This window comes from Corallococcus terminator, assembly GCF_003611635.1.
In the GTDB taxonomy this organism is placed as follows: domain Bacteria; phylum Myxococcota; class Myxococcia; order Myxococcales; family Myxococcaceae; genus Corallococcus; species Corallococcus terminator.
Genome location: NZ_RAVZ01000115.1, coordinates 1 through 26,523 on the forward strand (window position 1 = coordinate 1; position 26,523 = coordinate 26,523).

The 26,523-nt window shown below is 69.2% G+C and carries 19 protein-coding genes; 5 read left to right on the forward strand and 14 right to left on the reverse strand.

All coding sequences use genetic code 11. From position 1 onward, the window contains the following. Positions 1–208: 208 nt before the first annotated feature. The 6 genes from D7V88_RS17965 to D7V88_RS17985 form a co-directional block, all read right to left on the reverse strand. The gene (locus D7V88_RS17965) at positions 209–955 is read right to left on the reverse strand and encodes an immunity 49 family protein (RefSeq protein ID WP_120541873.1); all 747 of its coding nucleotides are present in this window, start codon (positions 953–955) and stop codon (positions 209–211) included. Positions 956–966: 11 nt separating this feature from the next. Further along, a complete protein-coding gene (locus D7V88_RS17970) occupies positions 967–1,554 on the reverse strand; it encodes a hypothetical protein (protein WP_120541874.1) in 588 nt (195 codons plus the stop codon). An 11-nt stretch (positions 1,555–1,565) separates the two neighbouring features. Further along, positions 1,566–2,483: an AHH domain-containing protein gene (locus D7V88_RS17975; protein WP_120541875.1), complete on the reverse strand. Its 918-nt coding sequence runs from the start codon at positions 2,481–2,483 to the stop codon at positions 1,566–1,568. A gap of 6 nt (positions 2,484–2,489) precedes the next feature. Then, positions 2,490–3,302: a hypothetical protein gene (locus D7V88_RS17980; protein ID WP_244238217.1), complete on the reverse strand. Its 813-nt coding sequence runs from the start codon at positions 3,300–3,302 to the stop codon at positions 2,490–2,492. Further along, positions 3,241–3,570: a hypothetical protein gene (locus D7V88_RS44445; RefSeq protein WP_244238218.1), complete on the reverse strand. Its 330-nt coding sequence runs from the start codon at positions 3,568–3,570 to the stop codon at positions 3,241–3,243. The genes D7V88_RS17980 and D7V88_RS44445 overlap by 62 nt, the downstream gene beginning before the upstream one ends. Positions 3,571–3,645: 75 nt before the next feature. Then, on the reverse strand, positions 3,646–4,935 hold the full coding sequence (locus D7V88_RS17985; protein WP_158625099.1) for a chondroitinase-B domain-containing protein: 1,290 nt from the start codon (positions 4,933–4,935) through the stop codon (positions 3,646–3,648). Between the two features lie 234 nt (positions 4,936–5,169). On the opposite strand from D7V88_RS17985, the gene D7V88_RS17990 reads away from it, so the two are divergent. Then, positions 5,170–6,573 carry a glycoside hydrolase family protein gene (locus D7V88_RS17990; RefSeq protein WP_147448767.1) on the forward strand — a complete coding sequence of 468 codons (1,404 nt, stop codon included), beginning with the start codon at positions 5,170–5,172 and terminating at the stop codon, positions 6,571–6,573. Positions 6,574–6,778: 205 nt separating this feature from the next. Then, a complete protein-coding gene (locus D7V88_RS17995; protein WP_158625100.1) occupies positions 6,779–8,563 on the forward strand; it encodes a hydroxysqualene dehydroxylase in 1,785 nt (594 codons plus the stop codon). A gap of 6 nt (positions 8,564–8,569) precedes the next feature. Here D7V88_RS17995 and D7V88_RS18000 read toward each other — a convergent pair whose 3' ends face one another. The 4 genes from D7V88_RS18000 to D7V88_RS18015 are packed head-to-tail and all read right to left on the reverse strand — an operon-like array spanning position 8,570 to position 13,452. After that, the gene (locus D7V88_RS18000; protein WP_120541879.1) at positions 8,570–9,463 is read right to left on the reverse strand and encodes a CheR family methyltransferase; all 894 of its coding nucleotides are present in this window, start codon (positions 9,461–9,463) and stop codon (positions 8,570–8,572) included. A gap of 4 nt (positions 9,464–9,467) precedes the next feature. Next, on the reverse strand, positions 9,468–10,028 hold the full coding sequence (locus D7V88_RS18005) for a chemotaxis protein CheW (RefSeq protein WP_120541880.1): 561 nt from the start codon (positions 10,026–10,028) through the stop codon (positions 9,468–9,470). Between the two features lie 14 nt (positions 10,029–10,042). Continuing rightward, on the reverse strand, positions 10,043–11,740 hold the full coding sequence (locus D7V88_RS18010) for a methyl-accepting chemotaxis protein (protein WP_120541881.1): 1,698 nt from the start codon (positions 11,738–11,740) through the stop codon (positions 10,043–10,045). 2 nt (positions 11,741–11,742) lie between these two features. After that, the gene (locus D7V88_RS18015) at positions 11,743–13,452 is read right to left on the reverse strand and encodes a chemotaxis protein CheA (protein WP_341870686.1); all 1,710 of its coding nucleotides are present in this window, start codon (positions 13,450–13,452) and stop codon (positions 11,743–11,745) included. A gap of 856 nt (positions 13,453–14,308) precedes the next feature. Between D7V88_RS18015 and D7V88_RS18025 the strand changes: the two genes are divergently transcribed. After that, positions 14,309–15,232 carry a hypothetical protein gene (locus D7V88_RS18025; RefSeq protein WP_120541883.1) on the forward strand — a complete coding sequence of 308 codons (924 nt, stop codon included), beginning with the start codon at positions 14,309–14,311 and terminating at the stop codon, positions 15,230–15,232. Between the two features lie 278 nt (positions 15,233–15,510). Beyond that, complete coding sequence (locus D7V88_RS18030) at positions 15,511–20,448, forward strand: hypothetical protein (RefSeq protein WP_244238219.1); 4,938 nt, start codon at positions 15,511–15,513, stop codon at positions 20,446–20,448. Positions 20,449–20,501: 53 nt separating this feature from the next. On the opposite strand, the gene D7V88_RS18035 is transcribed toward D7V88_RS18030, so the two are convergent. From D7V88_RS18035 to D7V88_RS18045, 3 genes are all read right to left on the reverse strand, one after another. Further along, positions 20,502–21,125, reverse strand: coding sequence for a hypothetical protein (locus tag D7V88_RS18035; RefSeq protein ID WP_120541885.1), 624 nt, complete (start codon positions 21,123–21,125; stop codon positions 20,502–20,504). A 147-nt stretch (positions 21,126–21,272) separates the two neighbouring features. Beyond that, positions 21,273–22,949, reverse strand: coding sequence for an amidase (locus tag D7V88_RS18040; protein ID WP_120541886.1), 1,677 nt, complete (start codon positions 22,947–22,949; stop codon positions 21,273–21,275). Positions 22,950–22,996: 47 nt separating this feature from the next. Beyond that, entirely contained in the window at positions 22,997–23,686 is a 690-nt protein-coding gene (locus D7V88_RS18045) for a hypothetical protein (protein WP_147448768.1), read from the reverse strand. Positions 23,687–23,806: 120 nt separating this feature from the next. Here D7V88_RS18045 and D7V88_RS18050 point away from each other — a divergent pair, with 120 nt between their 5' ends. Continuing rightward, entirely contained in the window at positions 23,807–25,612 is a 1,806-nt protein-coding gene (locus D7V88_RS18050) for a right-handed parallel beta-helix repeat-containing protein (RefSeq protein WP_244238220.1), read from the forward strand. Positions 25,613–25,635: 23 nt separating this feature from the next. Here D7V88_RS18050 and D7V88_RS18055 read toward each other — a convergent pair. Further along, a partial coding sequence (locus D7V88_RS18055; protein ID WP_208726349.1) for a Kelch repeat-containing protein occupies positions 25,636–26,523 on the reverse strand: 888 nt, incomplete at its 5' end.

A 26,523-nucleotide genomic window follows, 5' to 3' on the forward strand; every position in this document is an offset into this window, starting at 1 on the left:
CGAGTGGAAGCGCCTGCGCGCCGCTGACGCGGCCTGAAGCCTCGCGTTTCAATCGGTCGCGCCGCTCGTCACGCACGCTTCCCGTCCGCCCTCAAGCGATCCGGCACGTCGTTGGCCGGACGGTTACGGAAGGCCAAGACGACGCAGTAGGGACGAGTCATCCCCGCGTCCAGATGCCAGTGAGGGGCCTTCCCATCAAAACGCCGGCTCAGGGGCGGGCCTCCGCAACGCCAGCGTCGAGGGCGGGCGCGGGAATGAGGCGATACCATTGCTGGGTCTTCAAGGCCCTGTGTCGCGCAAGACGGACCAGCGCGACACCCTCGACGAAGACGAAGGCGGATGTCTTCTGTCGATAGGGGTCGAAGACTCCGGAGCGCTGTTGCCGCGCCACCCAGGCCGATTGCTCCTCGATCATCCCTTGAAGGCCTGCTTCGAAGGCACCGTCATCCGCGGTGGCCAGAGCCTTCATCACGTCGAAGCGGAAGGACTGCCCTCCCTGGAGGCAGCGCTCATAAGCCGCCAGCTCCGCGTCCAGATCGTCACGATGAAGGAGCAGTCCAATGAGCGCACCGAAGTAATGGAAGTCCTCTTCGGACTCCATCCGCTTCATCCAGGCAGGCGTCATCTCCGCCGCGATCTGCCGTGCGAGCTCCCATGCGCCCACGGCCAGGGCGTCGAAGAGCGGCTCCCCCTTGCTGCGTGCGAGATGGTAGTGCTCGGATTCCGGGCAGTCGTTCCGGCGCACCAGCAGGTCCCGGTAGAGCGTCGCCGCCTGTTCGAGGCCATCGCGAAAGCCCTCTTCGTCCAACTCCGACAGAAGCAGGCCACAGCCATACTGACGCCAGAGAGCTGCTGTTTCCAGGGCGAGCTTCGCGTCCGGCGTCGCCGACGGCGACTCAAGCCGGGGCATCCGCTGGCTCAGCAGGAAGAGGAGGTTGTCGAGAACGATCTCCATGAGAAACGGCCTCAGCCCGGAATGGTTGTGCCGGTGGGATGAACCGCGAGCCCGGTGAGCCCCGCTTGATGAAAGGCGTCCAGGAGATCGGAGCGCAGCACCATCATCTCCGTGAACTCCGCGACCCTGAAGAGCTGAACATCTTCGGGGAGGGCATCTTCGCGCAGGTGCAAGAGATTGACCTCTGCCAGCTCAATGGGACTGCCTGCACGGCGACGATACTTCGAGCGCTCGAAGTCCAGGCATGGAACACTCACCAGTGGATTTGCGATGGCATAGGACTCCCGGACGCGTCGCCCACGTTTGTCCAGCAGGACAAAGGGCAGCAGTTCGACGGCAGCACCAACCAGGCCGCGACTCGACAGGACCTCGCACACCTGAGGGGAAACGTAGAGCACACCATCAGGATTGTCGATGAAGTCCGTGAACATATCGCCAGCTTCTTCATACAGACGAAGTTCGGTCGTCGGTGGCAGGTAGGGCGCCATCGGAACACCGTCGCTCAAGTAGAAATAGTCCTCGACCTTGTCCGGGAGGTCGACGATCTCCACCGCGCGAGAATCCAGCGCGTGTCCAAATGTATAGAAGGAATAGGGCATGGGTTCGTAGCTCAGAGGGTGGCGGCCGTGAGCTTCGCGCCCGCCGGCATGCTCTTGACCTGTTCTAAAAGCGTTTTCGACAGGGAATTGAATTCGTCAAGGATCGCCGCTTTGAGTTCCTTGGGATGTTCTTCTTGCTTGAGTTTCTTATCAATCATCCGTCGCAATTTGCGCAACCGGCTCTTGAGGGATGATTGATAGTCCGCGTGCTTCGGAACACCCCACGGGCAGTGAGCCGGAAGCCCCACGATGAGCGATTCAAACTCCTGCTGAGGCAGCAGGATCATGTTCTTCTCGTTGTGGATGTTCCAGCGCGAGATGAGGATCATTTTCACGATCGTGTCGGAGCGTGTTTCCCCGCCAGGGGCTCCATTTCCGACGACCCACTCCTCGACAGCACCGATGGGAATGAGGTGGTGGTAGTTGTGCTCGTACGGATAGAAGGCACCATATCCACCCTGCACCTTGTTCTGGCGAGGCTGGAACTGCGGACGACCGCCGATCTTCAGCCGTTGGTTGGGAACAGGGGACAGGTGCTTCGCCCCGATGTGCCAGCCCTCGGGTCCGCGACTCAGCCAATACAGTGAGCCTCGCGCCCTTTTGAGGAAGTCCGACAAGGTGAGCTTGCGCTTCGTGCCAGCACTGGCAGGGAAGCGTTTCCAGGTGCGCTTCAGGGCCTTGCTTCTCAGCCCGAAGTCCTCCCCCACGAGTCGCATCCGCCGGGCAATCTTCTGGTGGTCCTTGTTGTAGAGCGTGCTGCGCGCGGACAGGGAGACCCTGTAACCATTGGCCATATGGTTGCAGGGATGGGAACTCCACCCAGCGTTGTCCGTGAGGGTATGCCTCCAGAGGCAGCCGAAGCCGGAGGGGCGGTCCGTGTGGTTGAGGGTCTTCGGGTCCCAGGCCAGATGGTTGTCGCTGGATGCCATGCGTGTTCACTCCCGTGGGCGGATGAGGAGGCCTGAGGCGACGCTGCCGGAATCAGACCTGGACCATACGAGGATCTCGTCTCCATGGGCGTAGTTCCTTACAAACGAGCGAGTGGCCGCGGCCACCGATATCGCGCCACTGACGGCCCCCGTATCCCCCAACGATATCGCCGGCCAGTGGGTCCTGGCGTCAGCCAGCATGGCCCTCGCATCCAACCGGGCCAGGGCGACGCCCCAATCCATGGCACGTGACGGCTCTCCATTGAGGTCGCCGTACACGTCTCCAATCCGGGTCGCGCCCGCCAGCGTGTCGTCGAGGACCTCCGCCAGGCGCAGTACAGGTGACGGACCCGCGGGAGGGACCTCCTGCACCGGAAGTTCGCGCACACGAAGCGCCTCCACAATCGCCTCGGCTCGACCTCCACGCCGACGCACCGCGGATTCACTCTCCACCAGGAGCGCCGCCGCCGCCTCCCCAGGCATCAGCCCCACCGGATGGTTCGGCGTCTTGAGACGTCTGCTCATGGCCAGGCCTTCGAGCACCTCCAGGTCGCTCGTCAGGCTGTCCACGGCGACGATGAGCGCCCTTTGAATCCGACCCGCTGAAAGAGCCTCGGCGGCAGCCGCCAGCGCCGCGAGTACGGAAACGTGCCCATGAGGCACAACGCGCTGTTCCTCAGAGCGAATCCCCAGCCGGGTGCGCCGCAGGATCAGGGAAGCAAGCCGCTCGTGGAGCAGCGTTTCGAGTTCCTCCCGCTCAGGGGGTTCGTGCCGGAGAGAGACAAAGGTACAGCCCCGTGTCACCCCAGAAGCGGTCATCGCCGGGGTCCAGCCTGGAATAGGCCAGGAGGTCCCGAATCGCCCCCTCCGCGAGCAGCCCGTACAGGCCCAACCCCACGAAGCCATCGCTGAGTCCCCGGAGGGGATGTCCTACGACCGACTCCACCCCGGGCTCATCCCCGGTGGAGGCGACCCGGAGGTCCAGCGGATGGGGTCGGGACATTCCGCAGCGGAGCGCGGCACAGCCAGTGACCACGTCATGGCCCACCGCGCACACCAGGCCCAATCCGGTGATGGACAAGGACATGGCGTGAACTCTACCACGGCCCCCTACGACGAAGTCTGGCCCGTGTCTGAGCTCCCGTAGGGTGCCCGAGGGCTCTCACTCGCAGGAATAGGTACTCGAAGGCCCGACGTCAGCGACCGTCAGCGCGCGGCACTGCATCACCGCGCCCCGGGCCGGGAACTTCCTGGAGATGTAGGCGCCCATCGCGTTCCGGATGAGCAGCGGATCCACGAAGGACACCCCCGTCGCGGAGCCCACCTTCGGCCAGGCGATGTTCTCCACATACGTCTGGTTCGACGGGGCGTAGAGCCAGAACGCGTTCCCGGTGAAGTTCACCAGGATGTTCTCTTCGTAGTACCCATTCTGCGGAAGCTCCGAATAGGTACAGCCGTTCGACTCCATCTTGTTGCCGCCAATCTCGATGGCGTTGTCGGACGCGCCCACGACGGTGTTGGCGACGATCCGCACCGAGTCCGCGGGCCAGTGGTAGCAATCGTCCGTCTTCTTCCCGCTGGGAAGCATGATCGCCGGCCCGTTGACCCCTTCGAAGTGGTTGTCGTGGAGGGAGTGGAAGGACTCGTGGACGCGGATGCCCATCGCGTTGGTGAACCAGTTCCCGTACACCTCGGCGTGGGTGCCCATCCGCAGGACGAGACGGTCCTCCGTGTTCCGGAACGTGTTGAAGCGGAAGATGTTGTAGTTCGTCTTGCTCGAAATCATCTCCGCCGACGGCGCGATGTTCTCGAACAGGTTGGACTCGATGACGGTCCTCAAATCACCCACCGTCTTGACGGTCCCGATGATGCCGGAGCCCAACTGGATGGACTCCCCGTTGTTGCTGCCGGCGGAGGACTTCTTGCCGTAGAACAGGTTGTAGGCAATCTGGTTGTCGACGTTGCCGCAGTTGGTGGCGTTGCAGGTGAGACGAATCCCCTGGGCCGGCAGGTTCTCGAAGCGGTTGCGCAGAAGCTTGTTCCGCGCGCTCGAGTTCTGCAGCTTGATGCTTCCGTCCGCGACCGTGGGCTCCGGGCCTGAATCAATCAGCGCGTTGTGCCGGAACTCGCAGTCCTTGGCGCGGTTGAATGAAATCACGTTCTGCTTGCGCGCTCCCCGCCAGACAAACCCATCCACGATGAGCCACTCGCCGGAGATCGTCAGGGAGGATGCCCCCGTGAAGATGACCTTCCCGCGCGTCTGCGCGCGCAGCGTGATGGGCTGGCTCGCCGTGCCGTGCTGGGTGAAGTTGATGCTCGCGCCGTCGTAGGTGCCGTCGCGAACGACGACCTCCCCGCCCGGCAGCGCCGCCGCGATCTGCTGGTTGATCTCCGTGACGGTGGTGGCAATCCCCGCCACCGACGAGACGGCGGGAACGGCCCTGGAGGTCACGCTCGCCCAGGCGGGGGCGGATATGACGAGCGTGGCGGCAGAAACAGCCGTGATGCAGGAATGGAAGAACGAACTCGTAGGGGATTTCACGACAAGCTCCGGCGCGGGATGTCTCAAGTGACAGACCCCGAGGCTAGGGCACACCACACTCCATCGCCACACAAATTCCAGTATTTCCTGATAGAGCCACTTTCCAGCGAAGGCACCCTGCCTCGCCCAAGGAAAGGACTCCCTGTGTCCAGACGTGCAACGTTGCTACTCGCCCTGGCGGTCGTGACGAGCGGACTGCTGTCACCCGTGGCCCGGGCGGCGACCGTCACCGGTTATCGCGGTGGCAACACGCCGGTGTATTCGCGCACCTCGTATGACTACGTGCCCAGCGTGATGAAGGACGGCGTCTACCGCATGTGGTGGTGCGGCGGCATCGCGGGCGACTACATCCTCTACGCCGAGGCGAACTCGCTGAGCGGCCCGTGGCATGCGCGGGGCTCCTCCGTGGCCAACAGCTACAACACCGTGTTCCGTCCCACGGGCAACGCCGCGCAGTTCGACGGCATCCACGTGTGCGATCCGTCCGTCATCCGCGTCGACGCCACGTACTACATGTATTACGGCGGCTACGGCGACGGCACCGGCACCACGATGATTGGCGTGGCCTCCAGCCCGGACGGCCTCAACTGGACGCGGCTCAACGGCGGCAATCCCATCATCGTGCCCGCGCGGGACTACCGCCCCCTGCCCAACAAGTACGGCGCGGGTCAGCCGAGCGTCACGCACGTCAACGGGAAGTTCCACCTCATCTTCACCGACTCCACCGGGTACGCCGTGGACGGCAACGGCGGCGGGCAGTTCGTGCTGCGCTCGTCGGACCCCACCTTCCAGACGGGCGTCGAGGAGCTCACCGCCACCGGCTTCGCGCCCAGGACGGCGGCGAACCATACGCGCCACTCGCTGCTCGCCGCGTTCTCCGTGGACTGGCAGTACGTGGACGCCAATGACACCTTCGCCATCGCGGTGGACGGTCCCACCTCCAGCGCCACACGCGTCTTCCTCTTCAACAGCGCGCTGAGCCAGCAGGTGGACCAGTTCGACATCAGCGGCACGTGGACCGAAGGCCCGGCCATCGTGTCCCGCCCGGACAAGCACGCCCTGGCGTCCTCCACGTGCGGCACGGTGCCGGTGGACATCCTGCGCTCGGTGGGCCCCGGTGGGCCCGACACCTGGAACCTGGCCCACGGCGGCGTGGACCTGCTGACGGGGCGCACGTGCGACCAGGTGCCGCACGGCCGCGTGTACGAGGGCTATCTCCTCCAGGCACCGGGACTGCCGCTCACGCTGGCGCGCGGCGGAATGCGGCTCCAGTTCGCGCTGGCCGCGCCCGCGCAGACCCTGTCGCGCAACGCCATCGCCGTCTCATCGGACGTGTTCCACCGCATCCCCTACGGGGCGTCCATGACCTCGGGAGCGACCGTCTACGGAGCCCCCGGGCGCCCCGCCGCCTTCCGGCTGGATGACGGACGGCTGTGGCCGGTGAGCTGCCTGGAGACCATCACGTCCAACAACTCCTCCATCGCGAACCTCAGCGTGGGCCAATGGGATGCACACCCCACCGGCCCGGCACTGCACTGCGTGAAGTAGCCCCCGCGCCCGCGGGAGCGGATGCGCTCGCACCCGCTCCCGCGGCACGTCCGTCGCCCCGGGGGGCCACCTTCTGTCCTGTCCATGAGGCCATCCGCATGCCGCGAGACAGAGGCGGCGTGGCCGCATGGAGGTGCCGCGAACGCGCCGCGAAGATGGCGGGCGACTTCATCGTTGGCACCAACCGCGGGAACAGGGGTGCTGCATGCCGGATGTCATCGTCGTAGGTGGCGGGATCGCGGGCCTCACGGCCGCGCACGAACTGGTGGAGCGCGGCTTCAAGGTCCATGTCTTCGATTCACGGGCGACCTGGGGTGGCAAGGCCCGCTCCCAGCCGGTGCCCGGCACCGGCACGCAGAACCGACGCGCGCTGCCTGGGGAGCACGGCTTCCGCTTCTACCCGCGCTTCTACCGCCACGTGATTGATCAGATGCAGCGGACTCCCGCCGCCGGCACTCCGGGCCGGACCGTCGACCAGCACCTCAAGGCGACCACCGAGAGCGCCATCGCCCTGATTGATGAAGACACGTGGTTCCGCTTCTCCCGACGGCGGCTCGACAAGCCCTATGACGTCCTGGAGGCGCTGGAGCTGTTCTTCCAGAAGCTCGACTTCGAACCGTCCGACGGAAGCCTGTTCGGCCTCAAGATGCTCCAATTCCTCTCATCGAGCGACGAGCGCCGGCTGGGACAGTACGAAAAGCTGTCGTGGTGGGACTACACCCAGGGCGACCGCTACTCCCCGAAGTTCCAGCGCCAACTGCGCGCGGTGCCACGCACGATGGTCGCCATGGATCCACGCCGAGGCTCGGCGCGAACCCTCGGCACCATCTCCATGCAGTTGATCCTCGACTTCGCCTCCAGCGGGGTGAACAACGACCGGACGATGGGCGGGCCCACGAGCCAGATGTGGCTGGACCCCTGGGTCGCCCACCTGCGCGGCCTGGGCGTCCAGTTCCATGCCGGCGTGCGCTTCACCGGCTTCGACGTGTCCGAAGGACGCATCTCCCGGGCCCGCTTCGACCAGGGCGGGCCGCGCACCGCGGACCACTACGTGCTCGCGGTGCCCGTCGAGGCGGCCCACGCGCTCATCACCCCGGAGCTCGCCGCGCTGGACCCCGCGCTTGCGCGCCTGCGCCAGACGGACGTGGAAGAGCTGGTGGCGTGGATGGTGGGGATCCAGTTCTTCCTCTACGAGGACGTGCCCCTGGTCCGTGGCCACATCTTCTACCCGGACTCCCCCTGGGCGCTGACGTCCATCTCGCAGCCGCAGTTCTGGCGCGAGCTGGGATTGTTCCGCACCCAGTTCGGGGATGGGCAGGTCGGCGGGCTGCTCTCCATCGACATCTCGGATTGGGACACGCCGGGCACCTTCGTGCCGAAGCGCGCCAAGGACTGCACCCCGGAGGAGATCAAGACCGAGGTCTGGGGACAGCTCAAGGCGGCGCTCAACGGCGGGGACGTGGTCGAACAGGTCCTGACGGATGCCCTGCTCCACTCGTTCCACCTGGACGCCGACCTCGACTACAGCGCCGGCCTGCCGCCGGCCAACCCGTCGCGGCTGCTCGTCCACCCCCCGCGCTCCTGGGAGGCGCGCCCCGACGCGGCCAGCGCGATCCCCAACCTGTGCCTCGCGGGGGACTACGTGCGCACCCATACGGACCTGGCCACCATGGAAGGCGCGTGTGAAGGGGGCCGCCGGGCCGCCAATGCCATCCTGGACCGGGCGGGCTCCCGGGCGCCCCGCGCGGACATCTGGCCGCTCACGGAGCCCGCGGAGCTGGAGCCCTGGAAGCGCCTGGACGCGGCGCTGTATCAGCGGGGCCGGCCGCACCTGTTCGAACTGCTCGGCCTCCAGTCCGCCTACCAGGCCGCCGACACGCTGCGAAGGTTCTCCGCGTTCACGGGCTTGAGCGAACTGGATGACTGGATGGATCAGTTCCGGGTCACCTCGGTGGTCGACAGCCTCCTGATGCGCATCGGGAGGCGCTGACCCCGCTCATTCGCGGGACGGCTCCGCGGGGCCCGGGCGGGGCGTGTAGACATTGGCGCTCACGGAGCGGGCCGCCGCGGTGATGCCGATGAGGCTCTCCGCGTGCCCGAGGAAGAAGTACCCCGTCTCCGGCAGGCGCTGGAGCAGGCCCTGGATGACGCGCACCCGGGCCTCCGCGCCGAAGTAGATGAGCACGTTGCGGCAGAAGATGATGTCGAACTTCCCGACGGGCCACGTGGCCGGGTCATGCAGGTTCGCGCGGGCGAAGCGCAGGAGCTGCCGCACTTCCGGGCCCGCCATCATCAGCCCTTCCTGACTGCGCACGCCGCGCAGCATGTACTTGCGCAGGAGCAGCGGCGGGATGGTCCGGGAGCGCTCCAGGTTCCAGAGCCCCTCCTCCGCGCGCCGCACGGCCCAGGTGGACAGGTCCGTGGCGACGATCTCCAGGTGCCAGCCGGAGTCCTGGGGGAAGGACTCCAGCAGCGCCATCGCCAGCGAGTACGGCTCCTCGCCGGTAGAGCACCCGGCGCTCCAGACGCGGAGGCTCCGGGGACGCCGGCCCTGCGCGCCCTGCGCGACCCACTCCGGGAAGACGTGGTCGCGCAGCAGATCGAAGTGGCGGGACTCGCGGAAGAAGGACGTCTCGTGGGTGCAGAGGCTGTCGAGCATCCGCACCTTCTCCGCCTCGTTCCCCCCCGAGGTGACGTACGTGTAGTACGCGGCGAACGAATCCAGGCCCAGCTCGCGCAACCGCCGGGACAGCCGGTTCGCCACCAGCGCGTTCTTCGCCATGGACAGGTGGATGCCCGTCTCCGACTCCACCAGGTGCTGGAACAGCATCAGCTCCGAGTGCGACAGCGAAGGCGGCAACGCCTGCGCCCATGGCTCATGCCCGCTCATCCCCTCACCCGTGACCCGGGGATTCCGGCTGGGACGCGGAGGGCGCGGGGGCGAGCACGGAGGCCGGGGCCTCGTCGGCGGCGGTCGTCAGCCGCAGCAGCTCCTCCAATGACAGCACCCGGTCCAGGTCCAAGAGCAGGATGAACGCGTCGCCATGACGGCCCATGCCCCGCAGGAACTCCAGCCGCACGCGGGTGCCGAAGGCCGGTGGGGGTTCGATGTCGTCGGGCCCCAACTCCAGCACTTCGCGCACGGTGTCGCAGAGCAAGCCCAGCACCGTCTGCTGGCCGTCGAGCGCCACCTCCACGATGACGAAGCAGGACCAGCGGGTGATGGGCCGGGGCGACAGGCCGAACTTCACGGCCAGGTCCACGACGGGCACCACGCTGCCGCGCAGGTTGATGACGCCCTGCACGGCGACGGGCATGCCCGGCACGCGGGTGACGGGGCGGTATTCGATGATCTCCCGCACCCGCAGGAGGCCCACGGCGTATTCCTCGCCCGCGAGCATGAAGCTCAGGTAGCTGGACCGGTTGCCGCTGCCCGGTTCGATGGGATGGTTCATGGTGGGCTGTCTCCCTAGAACCGCTGGAAGTCCTGGTGGGCCGGGGACTCCGCGCCGTTCTGGAGCCGGGACAGGGCCGAGACCTGGGCCGACGACCCGCCGAGCGTTCCCTGCGCCGCCGCCTGCAGTCCGCGCGCGGACGAGGCCGGCATCCGGTGGGCCGTGGGCCGCGACGGGCTGGAGGGCACGTTGAAGCCGAAGCCCTCCACCAGCCGGAAGAACGTCATCATCTGCAGGAGGGACTCCGCCTGGGTGGCCATCTCTTCGGCGGTGGAGGACAGCTCCTCCGCGGCGGAGGCGTTGCGCTGGGTCACCTGATCGACCTGCGTCATGGCGCGGTTCATCTGCGACACGCCAATGGACTGCTCACGCGAGGCGTTGGTCACCTGCTGCACCAGCTCCGACGTGCGGCGGATGGCGGGCACCAGTTCGGACAGCAACTGGCCGCTTCTCTCGGCGACCTTCACGCTGGAGGAGGCAAGGCCCCCAATCTCCTTCGCGGCCTTCTGGCTGCGCTCGGCCAGCTTGCGCACCTCGGTGGCGACGACGGAGAAGCCCCGGCCGTGCTCCCCGGCGCGCGCGGCCTCCACGGCGGCGTTCAGCGCGAGCAGGTTCGTCTGATAGGCGATCTCCTCCACGATGGAGATGCGCTCCGCGATGGCGTTCATCGCCTCCACGGTCTCCTTCACCGCGCGGCCACTCTCCTCCGCGTCCCGGGCGCCCTTCAGGGCTGTCTGCTCCATCTCCCGGCTGTTCTCCGAGTTCTGACGGATGCTGACGTTGAGCTGCTCCAGGCTGGCGGTGGTCTCCTCCACGGAGGCCGCCTGGGAGCTGGTGCCCTGCGACAGGCCCTGCGCCGCGGAGGCCACCTGGAGCGACGCGGACGACAGCGAACCCGCCGCGCCCCGCACCTCGCTGATGACCCCCGACAGCCGCTGGATCATGTCCCGCATGCCGCCCATCATCCGGCCCGTCTCGTCGGTCCCCCGGGCGGTGATGTTCGCCGTGAGGTCGCCGGCGGTGATCTGCGTCGTCACCTTCACGGCCTCCGTGAGCGGCTGCACGATGCTGCGGGTGAGCAGGAAGGACAGCAGCCCCGCGAGCGCCACGCCCAGCACGCCCCCCATGATGATGACGTTGTACAGGTCCTCCGCCATGCCGGCGGTCCGGGTGATGCGCTCCTTGAGGAGGTTCTCCTCGTCGTCCGCCAGCTTGGTGAGCAACATCCGGATGCGGTCAGCCGTCTCCTTGCCGCGCGCGGCCTGCTCCACCGCGATGAGCTCCGCCAGCTCCCCGCGGCCCGCGTTGATGTCCCGGCGCTGCGCGATGAGGGGCTCCAGGTGCTGGGTCACCCACTGCTGCATCAGGTCGCGGATCTCCTGCTGGCGATCCTGCTGGCGGCGGTCGCGCTGCGTGAGCTCACGGATGCGGTCGATGTTCTGGGACACGCTCAGGCGCGCCTGGTTGTAGGGCTCCAGGAACTTGTCGTCGCCGGTGATGAGGAAGCCACGCTGGCCCATCGCCAGGTCGGCCATGTCCCCCTCCAGCGTGCGGATGGCGATCATCATCTGCTGACTTTCGGTGTCGCCGTTCGCGGAGGCGGCGACCCTGACCAGCGTCGAGTAGGTCATCCCCACGATGCCGATGATGATGGCGACCATCGCGCTGAAGGCGAACACCAGCTTCGCCGTGATGCTCAGGTTGTTGAACATGGTTACTCCGGAAGGGGGGACGGGCGTGACGGCGCACGAGGCGCGTCGGTAGGGGGAAGGAGGTCCTGCGGGGAATGGAAGGCTTCGGGGTGTTCACAGGCCCGGTGGATGGCCCGTCTCACCAGCGAGGGCGTGTCCAGGAGCAGGCCCACGCGCCCATCGCCCAGGATGGTGGAGCCGGAGATGCCGGGGATGCCCTGGAAGAGCTTGCCCAGCGGTCGGATGACCCGCTGTCCCTCTCCCTGGAGCTCGTCCACCGCCAGACCGACCATGCCATCCGGGTGCTTCAGCACGACGACGTTCTCCCGGGCCGGCGTGCCACCGCCCAGGTCGAAGACCTGACGCAGCCGCAGGTACGGCAGCGGCTGGCCGCGCAGCGACAGGACGCCGGACGCCTCCGAGGTGCGCTCCTCGGAGGGAACCTCCATGCACTCCTGCACGCCCTCGATGGGGACGACGTACACCTGGTCCCCCACGCCCATGGCGAAGCCCTGGATGACGGCGAGCGTTAGGGGCAGGCGCAGGGTCAGGGTGGTGCCCCGACCCTCCTGGCTCTGGATGGACACCGAGCCGCGCAGCGCTTCGATGTCCCGGCGCACCACGTCCATGCCCACGCCGCGGCCGGACAGCTCCGTCACCGTCGCGGCGGTGGAGAAGCCGGGCTCGAAGATGAGGCGCAGGAGTTCGTCGTCGCGCAGGCGCTCCGGGGCGGCCACCAGCCCCTTCTCCCGGGCGCGCTCTCGCACCCGTTCGCGCTGGATGCCCCGGCCGTCATCGGACAGCTCCACGACGACGCTGCCCGCGTCGTGGAAGGCCCGCAGCCGCAGGTGGCCCCGGGGGTCCTTGCCCGCGGCCCGACGTTCGTCGGGGGACTCGATGCCGTGGTCCAGCGCGTTGCGCAGCAGGTGGAGCAGCGGGTCGCGCAGCGCGTCCAGCACCGCGGTGTCCAGGGTGGCGTCCTCGCCCTCCAACTCCAGCAGCGCCTGCTTGTGCTGGGAGCGAGCCAGGTCGCGCACGGTGCGCAGGTGCTGTCGGAACAGCGGCCCCACGGGGACCATCCGGACCTTCATCACCTCTTCCTGGAGCTCCTCGAAGAGCGGATCCATCTCCCGCTGCAATGACAGCGCATCATCCCAGCTCGCGCCTGAGTCCTCCGCGCGGGTCAGGAACTGCGTCATCCGGCCCCGTGCGACGGACAGCTCCGCGGTGAGCGTGACGATGCGGTCCAGGCGCTCCAGGTCCATCCGCGAGCGCCCCCGCTTGCCTCCCGGGGACTCCGGGATGCGCGGAAGGCTGGCCGGGGCCGGAGCGGCGACCGCTTCCGTGGCAGGGTGAAGGCCGGCGCCCTGTTTCAGCCGGGCCAGGTGGGCCAGGTGGACCGCGCCCAGCGAATCCACGCCGGCGAGCGATGCCCGGCTCAAGTCCCGCAGGTGGTCCACGGCGCCCAGCAGCAGCGACACCCGCTCCTCGTCCACCGCGACGCGCCGGTCGATCAGCGCCTGGAGGAGGTCCTCCACTCCGTGCGTGTAATCCGTCACCGCCTGGAAGCCGAGCGAGCCAGCGGCGCCCTTGAGCGTGTGCGCTCCTCGCAGGATGGCCTGGAGCAGCGAATCCGCGGGAGCCACCTCCAGCGCGATGAGGTTCTCCTCCATGGAGGCGACCAGGCCCTCGGCCTCGTCCGAAAAGATGCCCAGCACCTTTTCCCATTCCACGGTTGCATCCGACGTCATATCCCCCGGGCCCATCGTCAGCGCACCACTCCCGCACGAGGCGGAGCCGGTTCACACACGGGGTTGTCTGGGGGGAACTTCCGGGTCAGCCGCTTCCGAGCGGAGGCCATGGGAACTCAGCGAGACAATGGGTGGGGACCACAACCCTTCGGGAGTACAGACACACGAACCCCCCGTCCTCACAATGTGAGCCATTGCCATGGGGTGGGCCGACCGCCACGGAAGAGGAATGAATCCAGAAATCAACAGTACCAACACTGTGACCCGAAAACAATGCTACCCAAGATTTCACGCACTACCGGAATCAACAGGTAGGGCGACTGTCTTCACGAGCCAGACTGTACAGGTCAGGGTGTTGCAGACTCCCCGGGGCACCATCCCGGCTTTGCCTGAATAAACATGTTTCACGGAGTGACGGGACAATCCTCCGCCCTCCCCGCGCCCGTGTAGGCAAACCGAGTCGGTCCAGCGGCGCCAGGAACGGCCGCGGAGGAAGCTCCTCCACATTGGCCCTCCGGCGTACGTCCCACGCACCCGACGCAATCAGCATCGCGGCGGCGACCGGGGGGATGCCCGCCGTGTAGGAAACGGCCTGGCAGCCCATGGACTCGTAGGCCATCCGGTGATCCGAGACATCGCAGAGGAAGACCCAGCCCTTCGGCTGTCTTTCAGCACCGTGAAGACCAGGTCTTCGAGAAAGAAGTCCAGCCGGGCGCATGGGGCCCAGCGACTCCCGAGGTTGGGATCGCTGCGACCCCAGGGCGGCTGACTCCCTGCGCAACGCCTTTCATCCCGCCACGGATTGACGGGCAGCGGGCAACGGCCGTTTGATTCGCGAATGCAAAATCAAACCCTGGAGTACCAGTCCTGCATCCAGAGTTCCGAGAAGGTGTCCTGGCGTCTGGATGAGTTGTTGCCCCGGGACACCGAACTCGATTTCAGCCGGAGATTCCTCTCCGATGCGCTGACCGGGACGGAAGCCATCGGCTTCTTGAACGCCGAGGAGCGGCTGCTGCTCAACCAGATCCGCTCCAACAGCTATGCCCACCTGTTCCTGTTCCTGGAGGAGTACGCCGTGGCCCTGGCGTCGCAGCGCGCCGGCCTGGAACTCCACGGGAACGCGATCCACATGCGCGCGCTCCTGCGCTTCACCGAGGAGGAGCTCAAGCACCAGCAGCTCTTCTCGCGCTACACCGGCGCGTTCGCCCGGGGGTTCAAGGTCGCCCCGGCGCTGCTCGACAACCAGGTCGAGGTGGCCCGGGCCATCATGGCGAAGTCGCACCTGGGGGTGCTGATCTTCAACCTGCACCTGGAGCTGATGACCCAGCAGCACTACCTGGAGACGGTCCGCAGCAACAAGACGGAGACGCTGGATCCGCTGTTCTGCAACATGCTCAAGCACCACTGGCTGGAGGAGGCGCAGCACACCCGGCTCGACTTCCTGGAGGCGCAGAAGATCCTCGAACAGCAGCCGGAGACCCTGGAGGCGGCCCTGGCCGAGTACTCCGAGCTGCTCCAGGCCCTGCGGGGGACCCTGGTCGCCCAGCTCGCGCTGGACCTCCAGACGCTGGAGAAGGCGGTGGGGCGCACGTTCACGGACGCCGAACGCGAGGAGCTGCACGCGTCCCAGGAGCGTTCGTATGTCTGGGGGTTCATCGGAATGGGGATGAAGGCGCCCCTCTTCCTCTCACGCCTGCGCGCACTGTCCCCCGTGGCGGAGCAGCACGTCCTCGCGCTGGCCCCGACGTACTACTGCGACTGAAAGCCCGCCTCCGACACCTTCAACTCGTTGCGTCACAAAGAATCAACACCGGGGGCCCTGCCCCCTCACGGGGTTGGTGACGGCGCCAGCCCTGGCGAGCCCGGTCGTCGGTGACAGTGTCACCAGGGGGCCCATCCCAAGTGGGGGGCCCCTCGCTATGCTGGCGCGCAATGATCTGCCCAGCCTGTGCGGAACTCCGCGCCACTGAATCCGGAGCTCCGTGTCCTGAGTGTGGCACCACGCTCGTGCCCGCCACGGGGCAGCCTCTCGAAGACTTCGTGCGGACCCTGTTGCGTCGGCGCATCGAGCGCTGGCGGTTCGACGGGTTGCTCGACTCCGTCACGGCGCAGCGGCTCGACGCCTCGCTGGACGCGCCCCCGGAAGCAGCCACGTCGGTGTCCGAGCCGATGCCTGCGCCGCCAGTGGCCCCCCCTGTCGACTCGTCGGTTCGCGCGGAGGCCTGGGCGGAGGATGTCGCCACGTCGTTCCGGCGCGCGGGGGGATGGCGTCCGGGTTGGGTGGCGGCGCTCGCGCACTCCCTGGACTCGGCGGCGAAGGCGGAGCGGGAGCAGGAGGCGCGGAGGCGTGCGGCGGTGGGCTCCCGGGACTCCGGCGAGGACGACCTGGGCTCCGCGCTGGGGTCGGGGCGGGCGCTGTTCTCCCAGGGGCACCTGGGCTCGCTGGGGAACGGACTGGAGGCCATGGTCGCGCTCGATGAGGGCGAGGGCGCGCCCCGCCTCCACGAGTACATCTGGTGGTTCCTCGGCGCGGTGCTGGTGCTGGGCGGCTCGCTCATGGGGGTCCGCGAGGCGTGGCGGGCCCTCGGAGGCGTGCCCCGGCAGCTCATCGTCACGGGCGCGCTCTTCGGCTACCACGCGGCCTTCATCGGGCTGGGGGCGTTCCTGTCGCGGCGCTCCCTGTCGGCCGGGCGCGTCCTGGCGGGCATCGGGCTCGCGTTGCTTCCGGTGGTGTTCGTCGCGCTGTCGTCGCTGGTGGCGCTGGCGCCCGTGGTGGGCGTCCCCGTCGCGCTCGGGGTCGCGGCGGTCGGAATCATTCCGTTGAGGATCGCGGGACGGCTGTTGCACGGCGCGTCCGCCGCGTCGCTCGCGGTGGCACTGTTCCCGTCGCTGCTCGCGGGACTTCCATTGATGGGATGGGACGAGGCCCCGTGGCTGCGGGTGCTGTGCGCTTGCGCGGGCGTGGTGGCGCTCGGGGCCACGGCGTGGCGTGCGCGGGCGGCGACGGGCAAGGCGCCGTTCGTCAACGCGGGTGCCGCGCTGTACGGCGCGCTCTGTCTGGCCGTCTTCGCGGTGGCGAGCGCGCCCTCCGGGTTCGATGCACTGGAGCCGGGCAGCCCCCTGTTCGCGGGCCTCACGCTCTGGGCGGTGGCGCTCGCGGCCGTGGTGGCGATGGCCGCCTCCTCGGAGTCGGTCCGGGAGGCCCATCCGCGCGCGGGCCCGGTGCTCGAAACGCTGGCGCACGCGGTGGTGGCCAGTGGCGCGCTCGCGGGAGCGCTGAGCGCGTTCTCCGTCATGCCAGGGGACGACGGCCTGGTGGAGGTCGCATCCGCGAGCGCGCCCGTGCTGGCCGCGATGCTCTTCTTCATGCTGGAGCCGCGACGCCGCGCGCTGGTGCACCCGGGCGTCATGGCCTCGATGCTCGCGGGGGCCCTGCTCGCGCGCACGCAGGCCCCCCTGGAGTCCACGTGGTGGTGCTTCGGGGTCACGGCCGTGGCCTCGGCGCTGTTGCTCGTGGCGCGCACCACCGTGGCCAGTGGCCTGCGCATCCGGCTGCTCGCCTGGGGCGTCGTCGTGGCCCTGGCGACGATGCCCGCCGTCGCGGTGCTGGCGTGGGACAATGGGCCGAGCAACCCCTGGCCGAAGGCGCTGACGGGCCTGCTCATCGCGGTCGCGGCGCATGTCGCGGGAGGCTGGAGATGGCGGGGGCTCCACTATCTGGGGGGCATCGCCGCGCTCTTCGGAGGGGTCGCGCTCATCGAGGGGACGCCGTGGCTCGCGTCGAACACGGCGAACCTCGCCGTCTTCGCGCTCGCGGCGGGGCTCTACAGCCTCGCGGGCCTCGCACAGGACGCGTGGGCGCGGCCCGTCAGCCAGAGCGCTTCGCTCAAGCCGCTGGAGGATGTCTCGCTGGGAGCGGCCGTGCTGGGGGTGGTGCTGGCACTGGGCGTCACCCCTGCCCTACCGGAGGCACTCGCGGCGTTCGTGGGCCCGGCCGGGACGCTGCTCGCCTGCGCGCCCACGGCGCTGGCCACGGCGGTGTTGCTGCTGCGCGTGCGCAGGGAGGGCAGCCGGTTGGTGGCCTTCATCGCGGCCATGGGGCTCGCGGTCACGGTGACGCAGGGCCTGGGCACGGTCTCCGACTTCACCTCGCCACGCGCCGCCCTCGTGGCCTCGGCGCTGGCACTCGGCTTCGCGCTCCTCGCGGTCCTGCGCGGGCGCGGCCCGGCCGCGGGTGAAGGCCCGGCGCCGAAGGGCCGCCGGCTGCTGGACGTCATCCCCCTGCCGTTTCGAGCGCGGGGATGGCCGCTCTTCACGGATGGCTTCGCGGCGGCGGCGCTCGTACAGGTTTGCTTCGCGACCCTCACCCTCCTGAACTGGATCCCCACGCCCGTCAGCGCCGAGCGGCCCGATTTCCTGCTCGCGGGAGGGTTGCTCACGGCCGTCGCGCTCCTGGCGTTCGTGTCGCGCGGCTTCGTGGCGCTGGCCTTGCGCGGCTCGGTGGTGACGCTCGCCACGGGCGGAGCCTTCATCGCGCTCACCGCGGTCATCAACCGCGCGGGCCGACCGCTTTCGCCCGACGTGAGCGCCTGGCGCATCCCGCTCATCGGCATCGCCCTGTGGCTGCTCGCGCTGGCGACGCGGCGCTTCGGCCCGTGGCTCGGACGGCGGCTGGAGAACCCCCGGCACGGGCCGCTCTACCATGCGGTGCCCCACGTGGGCGTGGCCGCGCTGGCCATCGTCCTGATGCGCTCCGCCCTGGTGGTGGGGATGCCGGATCCGTCCTTCGCGCTCGGCGTGGTGCCTCCGCTGCTGGTGCTGGGCCCGGCGTTGCTGTGGCTGTTGCTCGCGGCGTCCTTCCGTTCACGGCCCCTGGCCCACCTGGGCCTCCTGCTGGGGCTGCCCGGCGCCGCGCTCTGGGCCGCGCAGAAGGGCCTGCTCGGCTCGCCGCTGATGGCGCTGCGACCGCCTGACGGACAATGGGTGCTCGCCCATCCCGTGCAGCTCATGGGGCCCTACGAGTTGGACTGGCTCCAGCCCGCGACCTGGCTTGCCCCCGGGGACACGCTCTTCTTCTCCTGGCAGCGCGCGTTCGCGGGCATCGCCGCCGCCGGGCTCGTCTACGCCGGGGCCGCCATCGCGGTGGCGGGCATGGGCGCGGCACGCGCCTTCGTGCGCCGCCTCCTCTGGCCCACCGCCCAGGACCTCCCCGAGCCCTTCCTCCAGATCCTGCGCCAATGGTCCCTCACGGCCGTGGCGCTCGTGGCGGCGGCGGCGTTCTTCCAGCCCGGCCTGCCGGCCGCGGGGCTCGCCTTCGCCACGGGGGCCGTGCTGTTCAGCGGAGGCGCCCGCAAGGCAGGGCGCATCGTCCTGGGCGCGGGCCTCCTCCTGCTCATCCATGCCGAGGCCCACAGGGCCTCCCTCTTCGAGGCATGGCCTGGTCCCACGCTCGCGCTGCTGGGGCTCGCGGTGGTGACACTCGGTCCGTGGGTCGCGCGACGCAGGGGCGTGGACGCAAGCCAGACGCGGCTGCGCACGCAGTTGTCCTCGCTGCCCTACCTCCTGGCGGCGACGGCGTACGCGCTGGCCGTGACGGGAGAGACGTGGCCGACGATGGCCGTCCCCGGCCTCCTGTGGCGGATGCTCCTGGGCCTGGGCGGGTCGTGGATGGTCTCCCCAGCCTACGCCGTGACGCTTTCGCTCATCGCCGTGACGGCGATGGTGGCGGCGTTCCAGTGGCGGGGCGCGCTCGCGGGCTTCGTCGCCAGCGCCGCGACGGTGCTGATGGGCAGCGCGGTCCTCTCCGCGCTGATGACCGCCCTCGTGATGGAGGCGAGCGGATCCGGTTCGGTGCCGGGCTACCGGAGCCTCTTCACGGTCTCTGGAGCGGCGCTGGCCCTGGCCGCCGCGGGCAGTGCCCTGGCGCTGCACATCGCTCAGCGCGCCACGGCGCGGCGCAGGGGTGACGTCGCGGGCGGAATGGGCTGGGGGCGCGACCTGTGGCTCGTGGCGACCGGGGTGCTGCTCGCCATCGTCGCCGTGAAGGGCCGCGCGCCGGAGGAGGCGCTGCCCCTGGCGCTCGCGGCCATCGGGCTGGCGGTGGGCGTGTCCCTGCACTGCGCGTGGCGCGAGCACACGGGACGGCACGTGTACTTCGTGCAGGTGTCGGTGGTGGGCGTCTACGCGCTGGTGCGCGGCCTGTACGCGCAGGGCCTGCGACCCGAACACGATGCGCTCTTCGCGCTGTGCCTGGGCTTCGTGCTGGTGGGCGTGACGGTGCTGGCGCGCAGGGCGGGCGTACAACCCGTGGAGCGCGCGACGCGGCGGTTCGCGGCGCTGCTGCCCATTGGCATGGCGCTGGTGCTGCCCGGGGACGCGACGGGCGAGGCGGCCTTGCTCGCGGGCGGCTCCGGCCTGCTGTACGCGGCGCTGGGCGCGGTGGAGCGCAGCCGGATGTTCGGCGCGTTCGCGGCGGCCGCCTGCAACCTGGCGCTGCTCATCGCCGCGCTCGCCTTCGGCCTGGAGGGCCTGGAAGTGTACCTGGCCCCGCTCGGCCTGCTGTTCCTGATGATGGGACAGCTCTTCACGTCCAGCCTGCCCCAGGCAGCCCGCAACGCGGTGCGCATCCTCGGGGGACTGCTGCTGTACGTGCCGGCGGCGGCGAAGCTGGCGATGCGGATGGGCGAGTCGGAGGATGGGACGTATGCGCTCGTCTTCGGAGCCGTGTGCCTGCTGGGCGTGGGGCTGGGAATGGCCTTGCAGATCCGCGCCTATCTGGCGCTGGGCACGCTGTTTCTCACGCTGGACGTGGTGGCCAACCTGCTCAACGCGGGGCTCCGGGACCACCGCATCGGCTTCCTGGTGATGACGCTCACCGGGCTCACCATCGTGGGAGGCCGGGTGATGGCGACCATCAAGCGCCAGGAATGGGAGTTCCTGATGAGGCGCGTGCGCGTCCAGCTTCGTGGCTGGGATTGAGGACGAGGCGGGCGGGTGCGAAACAGGGCAGGCACCCGCCGCTCAGGTCCGGCTCACTGCACGACAGGGGCGCGGAACACCTCGCCGTCGCTGCCTTCCAGCACCAGGCTCCCCACGTCCGAGCTGCCCACGCGCAGGGACGCCCGCGTCTGTCCCCGGCGATCCACCAGCCTCAAGCCGGGCATGCCGTGCTCGTCCGCGCCCAGGATGGCGCGAGGCCGTCCATGCTCATCCGCCAGCTCCAGCCGCGACGAGCCATCCACCTGGAGCCCCACGGAGAACAGGTCCACGCCGCCCGGCTTGGACAGCGACAGGCGGGGGGCCTCGTCCGAGAACACCATGAGTTCGGCCAGGGATTCACCCTGCGCCGTGGAGAAGCGGAGCCGGGGCGAGTCATCCGGGCCCACGCCCAGCAGCGCCCGGGGACGGCCCGCGCTGTCGCGCAGGACCAGGGACGCGGCGCCATTCTTGTCGGTGTCCAGCGTGGCGCGGGTGCGGCCCTGCGCATCCTGGAGCACCCAGCGGGAAGCGACGATTTCTCCGGCCTGGGGCGTCGGGCTCCGCAGGGCCGCGGCACCCAGGCCGAGGACGGCCAGGGCGAGCGCGGAGAAGGAGAGTCCCTGCAACCGCCGGATGCGGGCTTCCAGCCGCTCCATGCGCGCGTCGGTTGAATCCATCCCGGTGTCGCCTCCTGTCCGCGCCAATCTGGCGGGACGCAGGCGAGGCTAACAAATGCGGTCCCCGCGCGGGCGCTTCCGCGCGGCCGAGACACCGCGCCCCTCCCGGGATGTGGAGGGCACGACGTTCAGGGAGGGCCCGCGGCGTCAGCCCAGGACGCGCACATGGACGGCGGGCGTGCGGCGCTCCGCCGCGCGCTCCACCACGCGTCCCAGGCGCAACAGCAGGTGCTCTTCAAACGGCCGCCCCATGAGGTGCACGCCCACCGGAAGGCCCGCGCGGTCGAAGCCCGCCGGCACCGACAGGGCGGGGCAACCCGTGAGGTTCGCCAGGCGGATGAAGCGCATGAGCGCGTCCACCACCGGCAGGTTCGACTCGCCGTCGGGAAGCGTGGACTCGGGGATCGCCGGGGCGGTGGTGGCCGTCGTCGGGGTGATGATGACATCCACGCCCGCCATGAGGGACAGCAGCTCGCGGGTCATCCGGTGCCGGTGCCGCAGCGCATGGACGAAGTCCGTGGCCCGGAAGCGCCGCCCGAGCGCCAGGTTGGTGCGCGAGTCGAGGCCGAACACCGACGCGCGCGCCTTCAACTGGGGGAGCATCGCTTCCGTCATCTCACTCAGGATGATGCAACTGTGCGTCCAGAGGATCGTGTTGAGGTCGGGCGGTGGAATCTCCACCACCGTGGCCCCCGCGTCGGTGAGCGCCCGCACCGACTCCCGGCACCGGGCCACCACGTCCGGGTCGGCATCCTCGAAGTAGGGCGTGCAGAGCCCCAGGCGGATGCCCTTCAGCGCGCCGTCCTCGTAGCCCGACAGGTGGTGCGCGGGTTGCTGCCGCGCGACGACGTCCTGCCCGTCCGGCCCGGAGAGAATCGCATACATCGCCGCCACGTCGTCGACGGTGAGGCCCATGGGCCCGACGTGCGCCACGTTCCAGCACAGCGGGGGCACGCCCGTCTCCGGGATGCGACCCCACGTCGCCTTGAGGCCGACGATGCCGCAGAGCGCGGCGGGGATCCGGATGGAACCCCCGCCGTCCGCGCCAATGCTCAGCGGACACAGGCCCGCCGCCACGACGGCGCCCGAGGCGCTGGAGCTTCCGCCCGTGATGTGGCCCCGGTTCCACGGGTTGCGAGCGGCGCCGTGGTGAGGGTTCAACCCGATGGGGTTGATGCCAATCTCATTCATGTTGGCCTTGCCCAGGATGAGGGCACCCGCGGCCTTCAGGCGCGCGGCCACCGTCGAGTCGGTGGGCACCACCTCGTTGCGGAACGTCGTGCCCAGCGTCGTGGGGAAGCCGGCCAGGTCCACCTCGTCCTTCAGGACGACGGGCACGCCGTCGAGCACGCTCAAGGGCCTGCCCGCGCGCAGCCGCTCCGCCGCGGCCTCCGCGGCCCGCAGCACCTCGTCCGGCTTGCGCGCGATGAAGAGGCCCAGGCGGTCCGCGCCGCCGTCCAGCCGCTCGATGGCCTCGTGGAGCTTTCGGACCACTGCGACGGGATCTGTCCCGCCGTCACGGTAGGCCCGCGCGAAGGCCGCGACCGTCTCCCGCTTCGGCTCCAGGGAGGACGCGGCGACGGCGCGCGCGGCCTGTTCTTCCGACGTCTGGGATTCCGTGGGCGGGGCACCGGGAGGCAGCGGATATTGGATGGGCGGAGCATCTCCGGCGGACAACTCACGCCAGGCTTCGATGCCACTGTCCCGCAGCAGCTTCTCCACCAGCGCGGGCCCGACGCCGCCGCGCTCCAGGGTGTTGACGAAGGCCTTGAGGGCCACGCCCGACAGACGCGGAGCCTTCACCGGGGGACGTTGATAGGACATGGGACGACAGCCTACCGCGAGACGGACGGGCCAGGATGGGATGAGCGCTACCGGGTCGCGCGGTGTGTCAGTCGAAGGGGGAAGCGCTCTTCGATGCCGGCCAGGAACAGGGGCCGCCCTTCACGCGCGGCCTGGATCGCCTTGCGGAAGTCGAGGTCGCCATAGGCATCCAGCACCGACGGGTCGAAGCTGTGGACTCCATCCCCGACCCCTTCGTTCTCGATGTCTGGCGTGAGTGATTCATAAAGGCCCAGCGGCGCATAGACCAGGGACTGGACACCCCCCTCGGCGTACAGCCCGGCGGTCGTCTCCAGGAAGGTCGCCCTCGCCCGGATTTCGCCCATGGACACGAGGGCGGCATTGCGGTCCCCATACTGGCCGAAGAGCTCCCCTTCAACGCGCACCGAGCCTTCGACGAAGACGCGCGCCCCGTTGCCGAACGAGAGGGTCCGCGCCTCCAGGTCGCCTCGGACAATCACAAGGCCGGGCAGATAGTCGTCCGTCCACAGGTGCAGATGGCCTGTCGTCCTGAGCGGGCCCTCGACCAGAACGACGTAGGGGCCGTTCCCCGTGTCGAGTCCTTCCGGTGCGTCGAGGCCCGCGTCGAGGAGCCGCACAGCACCGGGGGAGCGCTCGAAGATGTCGAGTTCCGGCGCCCAGCGATGCGAGCGCAGACGTGTTCGGACCTCCAGGAGGGTCGTCGCTTCACCCAGGGCGTCGAGTCGGTTCGGGGGCATGAAGCGCATTCAACACGAGATTACCGCTCGCGGTCCGCCATCTGGGGAGTTCATGGACAATCGCCCAGGTCATTGCCCTCATGTACCGCGTCGGACCATGGTTGGCTGAAGGAAACCCCCATGACCTCTCCATTCTCGCGTTGGGCCTGTGTTCTTGGATTGCTGACGTCGGTGGCCTGTTCTGACGGTGCCCCGGACGACGTGGACCCGGTGGATGGGGGCAACATCACCGATGGCGGAAGCACCGATGCGGGAGGAGGCAGCGACGCGGGTGGAGGCAGCGACGCGGGTGGAGGCAACGACGCGGGTGGAGGCGGCGGAGCCGACGCCACGGTGGCCGGCGCGACGAGTCTGCCCTTCCCGACGCTGCACCACCTGACCGTGGAGTGGGCGTTCAGCGGGGATGCCAACGCCAATGGCGTGGTGACGGTCCGCTACCGGATCGCGGGCACCACCGTCTGGCGTAACGCACTCCCGCTGCGCCGCGTGGCCGCGGGCAGCAACGAGGGCTTCAGTTGGACGAGCCGTCACTCCGGCAGCGTGTTCGACCTCCAGCCGGGAACGACCTACGAGTTGGAGCTGACGCTCACGGACCCCGACGGCGGGACGACCACGCGCACCACGAACGCCACCACGCGTCCGTTGCCCGTCCCCATGGCGAGCGCTCCCATCAAGGCGGTGACACCCGCCACGTTCGCCAGCGTCGCCGCGAGCGCTCAGCCCGGGGACATCCTCCAGTTGGGTGCGGGGACCTACGCTGGCTTTGACTGGTCCCGCAGCGGCACCGAGGGAAAGCCCATCGTCCTGAGGGGGACCGCGGGGGTGGTTATCAACGGCGCCATCAACCTCTTCGCCCAGGCCTACGTCCACCTGGAGGGGCTCACCGTCAACGGGCGCATCCGGTTCAACGGCTCGAAGCACATCGTCATCCAGCGTTGCACCATCAACGCCAGCAGCACCTACGGCGGCGACGGCATCGTGACCTTCACCCGCGCGGAGAATGCATACATCGCGGACAACGTGGTGACGGGCCTGACGCAGTGGGCGGAGGCGTCGCTCGGAGCCAGCGGGGACAACCTGGGCGAGGGCATCGCGGTCAACGGTCCGGGGCACGTCATCCTGCACAACCGCGTGACGGGGTTCCGGGACGGCATCTCCCTCTTCGAGGACGATGAGGCCGTGGATCAGTTCAGCATCGACATCCTGAACAACGATCTGACTGGCAACGCGGATGACGGCATCGAGGCGGACTTCTGCTTCCACAACTGCCGGATCGTCCGCAACCGGCTGACGAACAACTTCATCGCGGTATCATCGCAGCCGGGGTTGGGCGGGCCCACGTACTTCGTCCGCAATGCCATCTACAACGCGGTGCACGTGGCCTTCAAACTCTACCGGGGCAGCACCGGAGACGTGCTCCTGCACAACACGGTGGTGAAGCACGGCGATGCGTTCGGAATCTATGCCGGGCGCCCGGTGGCGAACCTCTACGCGCGCAACAACCTCTTCCTGGGAGGACCCGGCGGTACCTTCAACGGGTACAGCAGCGGCACCGGACGCGTGTTGCATGTCCCCGACCTGGACGTCGCAAGCTCCAGCCTCGACCATGACGGCGTGGGCTCCACCACGGACACCGTGACAGGCCGCCTGGGGGCCACCACGTTCAGCAACCTCCAGACCCTGCGCACCGGCACGAGCGAACAGCACGCCGTGCAGGTGGACCTCACGGTGTTCGCCAACACCGTGGCGTATCCCGCCGCGCCGCTGACGCTCTACGCGAAGCCCGACCTGCGGATCCGCGCGGATTCGGCGGCGGTGAACGCAGGCCAGGCTCTGCCAAACATCAACGAGGGGCATGCCGGCTCAGCACCGGACCTGGGCGCCTTCGAGGCAGGCGCGGACCTGCCCGTCTACGGTCCGCGATAGGAATCAAATGGGCGGCGCCACGCTCAGGGCACCAGCAGGGCACCATCCGACAAGGCGACCTCCGCCCCGGCCCCTCCCAGGCCACCCCAGATGAACAGGGATTGACCCGTCCACACGCCCGCGTGCCCCGACCGCGCGGAGGGCGCGCCCTCGGTGCGCAGCGGCGTCCAGGTGTCGCTGGCGGGGTCATACGCCGCGCCGTCCGCGCAGGCGCCCGAGCCCCCGTCGCCGCACTTCGCGGCGGCGCCACCCCAGACGAGCATCCGCGTCCCGCTCCACACCGCGACATGCCCGGTGCGGGGCGAGGGAGCCCCCTTCATCGACAAGGGTGACCACGCATCACGCTGGGGATCGTACCGGGCCCCGGCCTCACAGTAGCGCGGCCCGTCGCCGCCGCAGCCCAAACCACCAAAGACAACCATCTCCGTGCCGGTCCACACCGCAGTGTGCGCCCAGCGGGCCTCGGGAGCCCCCGCCGAAGCCAGCGGCCGCCAGGTGTCCGTCGCGGGCGAGTACGCCGCGCCATCCCGCAGCGCCACATCTACAGCAGCACCGCCACTGCCGCCCCAGACAAGCCATTCCTGCCCCGTCCACACCGCGGAGTGATAGCGGCGTGCCACAGGTGCTCCGGTGCCGGACAGGGGCGTCCACGTCCCGGTCTCCACATCGTACCGGGCCCCATCCCCCAGCACGCGGGCCTGCTGGGGCTCCTCTCCGCCCCACACCAGCATCCCCCGCCCCGTCCACGCCGCCGTGTGCCAGCCGCGCGCGGAGGGCGCGCCCTGGGTGGGAAGCGCGCTCCAGGTGTCCGTGTCCGGCGCGTAGGCCGCCCCATCTCCGCAGGGGAGCTGGGGCCGCTCGCCGCAGCCCACGCCGCCCCAGACGAGCACCCGCTGGCCGGTCCACACCGC

Coding starts and splice junctions, on each gene's coding strand:
- D7V88_RS44445 (WP_244238218.1), bottom strand. CDS start 3,570: ATGTCCTTGTCCATCACCGGATTGGGCCTGGTGTGCGCGGTGGGCCAT.
- D7V88_RS18005 (WP_120541880.1), bottom strand. CDS start 10,028: ATGAACCATCCCATCGAACCGGGCAGCGGCAACCGGTCCAGCTACCTG.
- D7V88_RS18040 (WP_120541886.1), bottom strand. CDS start 22,949: ATGTCCTATCAACGTCCCCCGGTGAAGGCTCCGCGTCTGTCGGGCGTG.
- D7V88_RS18045 (WP_147448768.1), bottom strand. CDS start 23,686: ATGCCCCCGAACCGACTCGACGCCCTGGGTGAAGCGACGACCCTCCTG.
- D7V88_RS18000 (WP_120541879.1), bottom strand. CDS start 9,463: ATGAGCGGGCATGAGCCATGGGCGCAGGCGTTGCCGCCTTCGCTGTCG.
- D7V88_RS17965 (WP_120541873.1), bottom strand. CDS start 955: ATGGAGATCGTTCTCGACAACCTCCTCTTCCTGCTGAGCCAGCGGATG.
- D7V88_RS17980 (WP_244238217.1), bottom strand. CDS start 3,302: ATGACCGCTTCTGGGGTGACACGGGGCTGTACCTTTGTCTCTCTCCGG.
- D7V88_RS17970 (WP_120541874.1), bottom strand. CDS start 1,554: ATGCCCTATTCCTTCTATACATTTGGACACGCGCTGGATTCTCGCGCG.
- D7V88_RS18035 (WP_120541885.1), bottom strand. CDS start 21,125: ATGGATTCAACCGACGCGCGCATGGAGCGGCTGGAAGCCCGCATCCGG.
- D7V88_RS18010 (WP_120541881.1), bottom strand. CDS start 11,740: ATGTTCAACAACCTGAGCATCACGGCGAAGCTGGTGTTCGCCTTCAGC.
- D7V88_RS18050 (WP_244238220.1), top strand. CDS start 23,807: ATGACCTCTCCATTCTCGCGTTGGGCCTGTGTTCTTGGATTGCTGACG.
- D7V88_RS17995 (WP_158625100.1), top strand. CDS start 6,779: ATGCCGGATGTCATCGTCGTAGGTGGCGGGATCGCGGGCCTCACGGCC.
- D7V88_RS18025 (WP_120541883.1), top strand. CDS start 14,309: ATGCAAAATCAAACCCTGGAGTACCAGTCCTGCATCCAGAGTTCCGAG.
- D7V88_RS17975 (WP_120541875.1), bottom strand. CDS start 2,483: ATGGCATCCAGCGACAACCATCTGGCCTGGGACCCGAAGACCCTCAAC.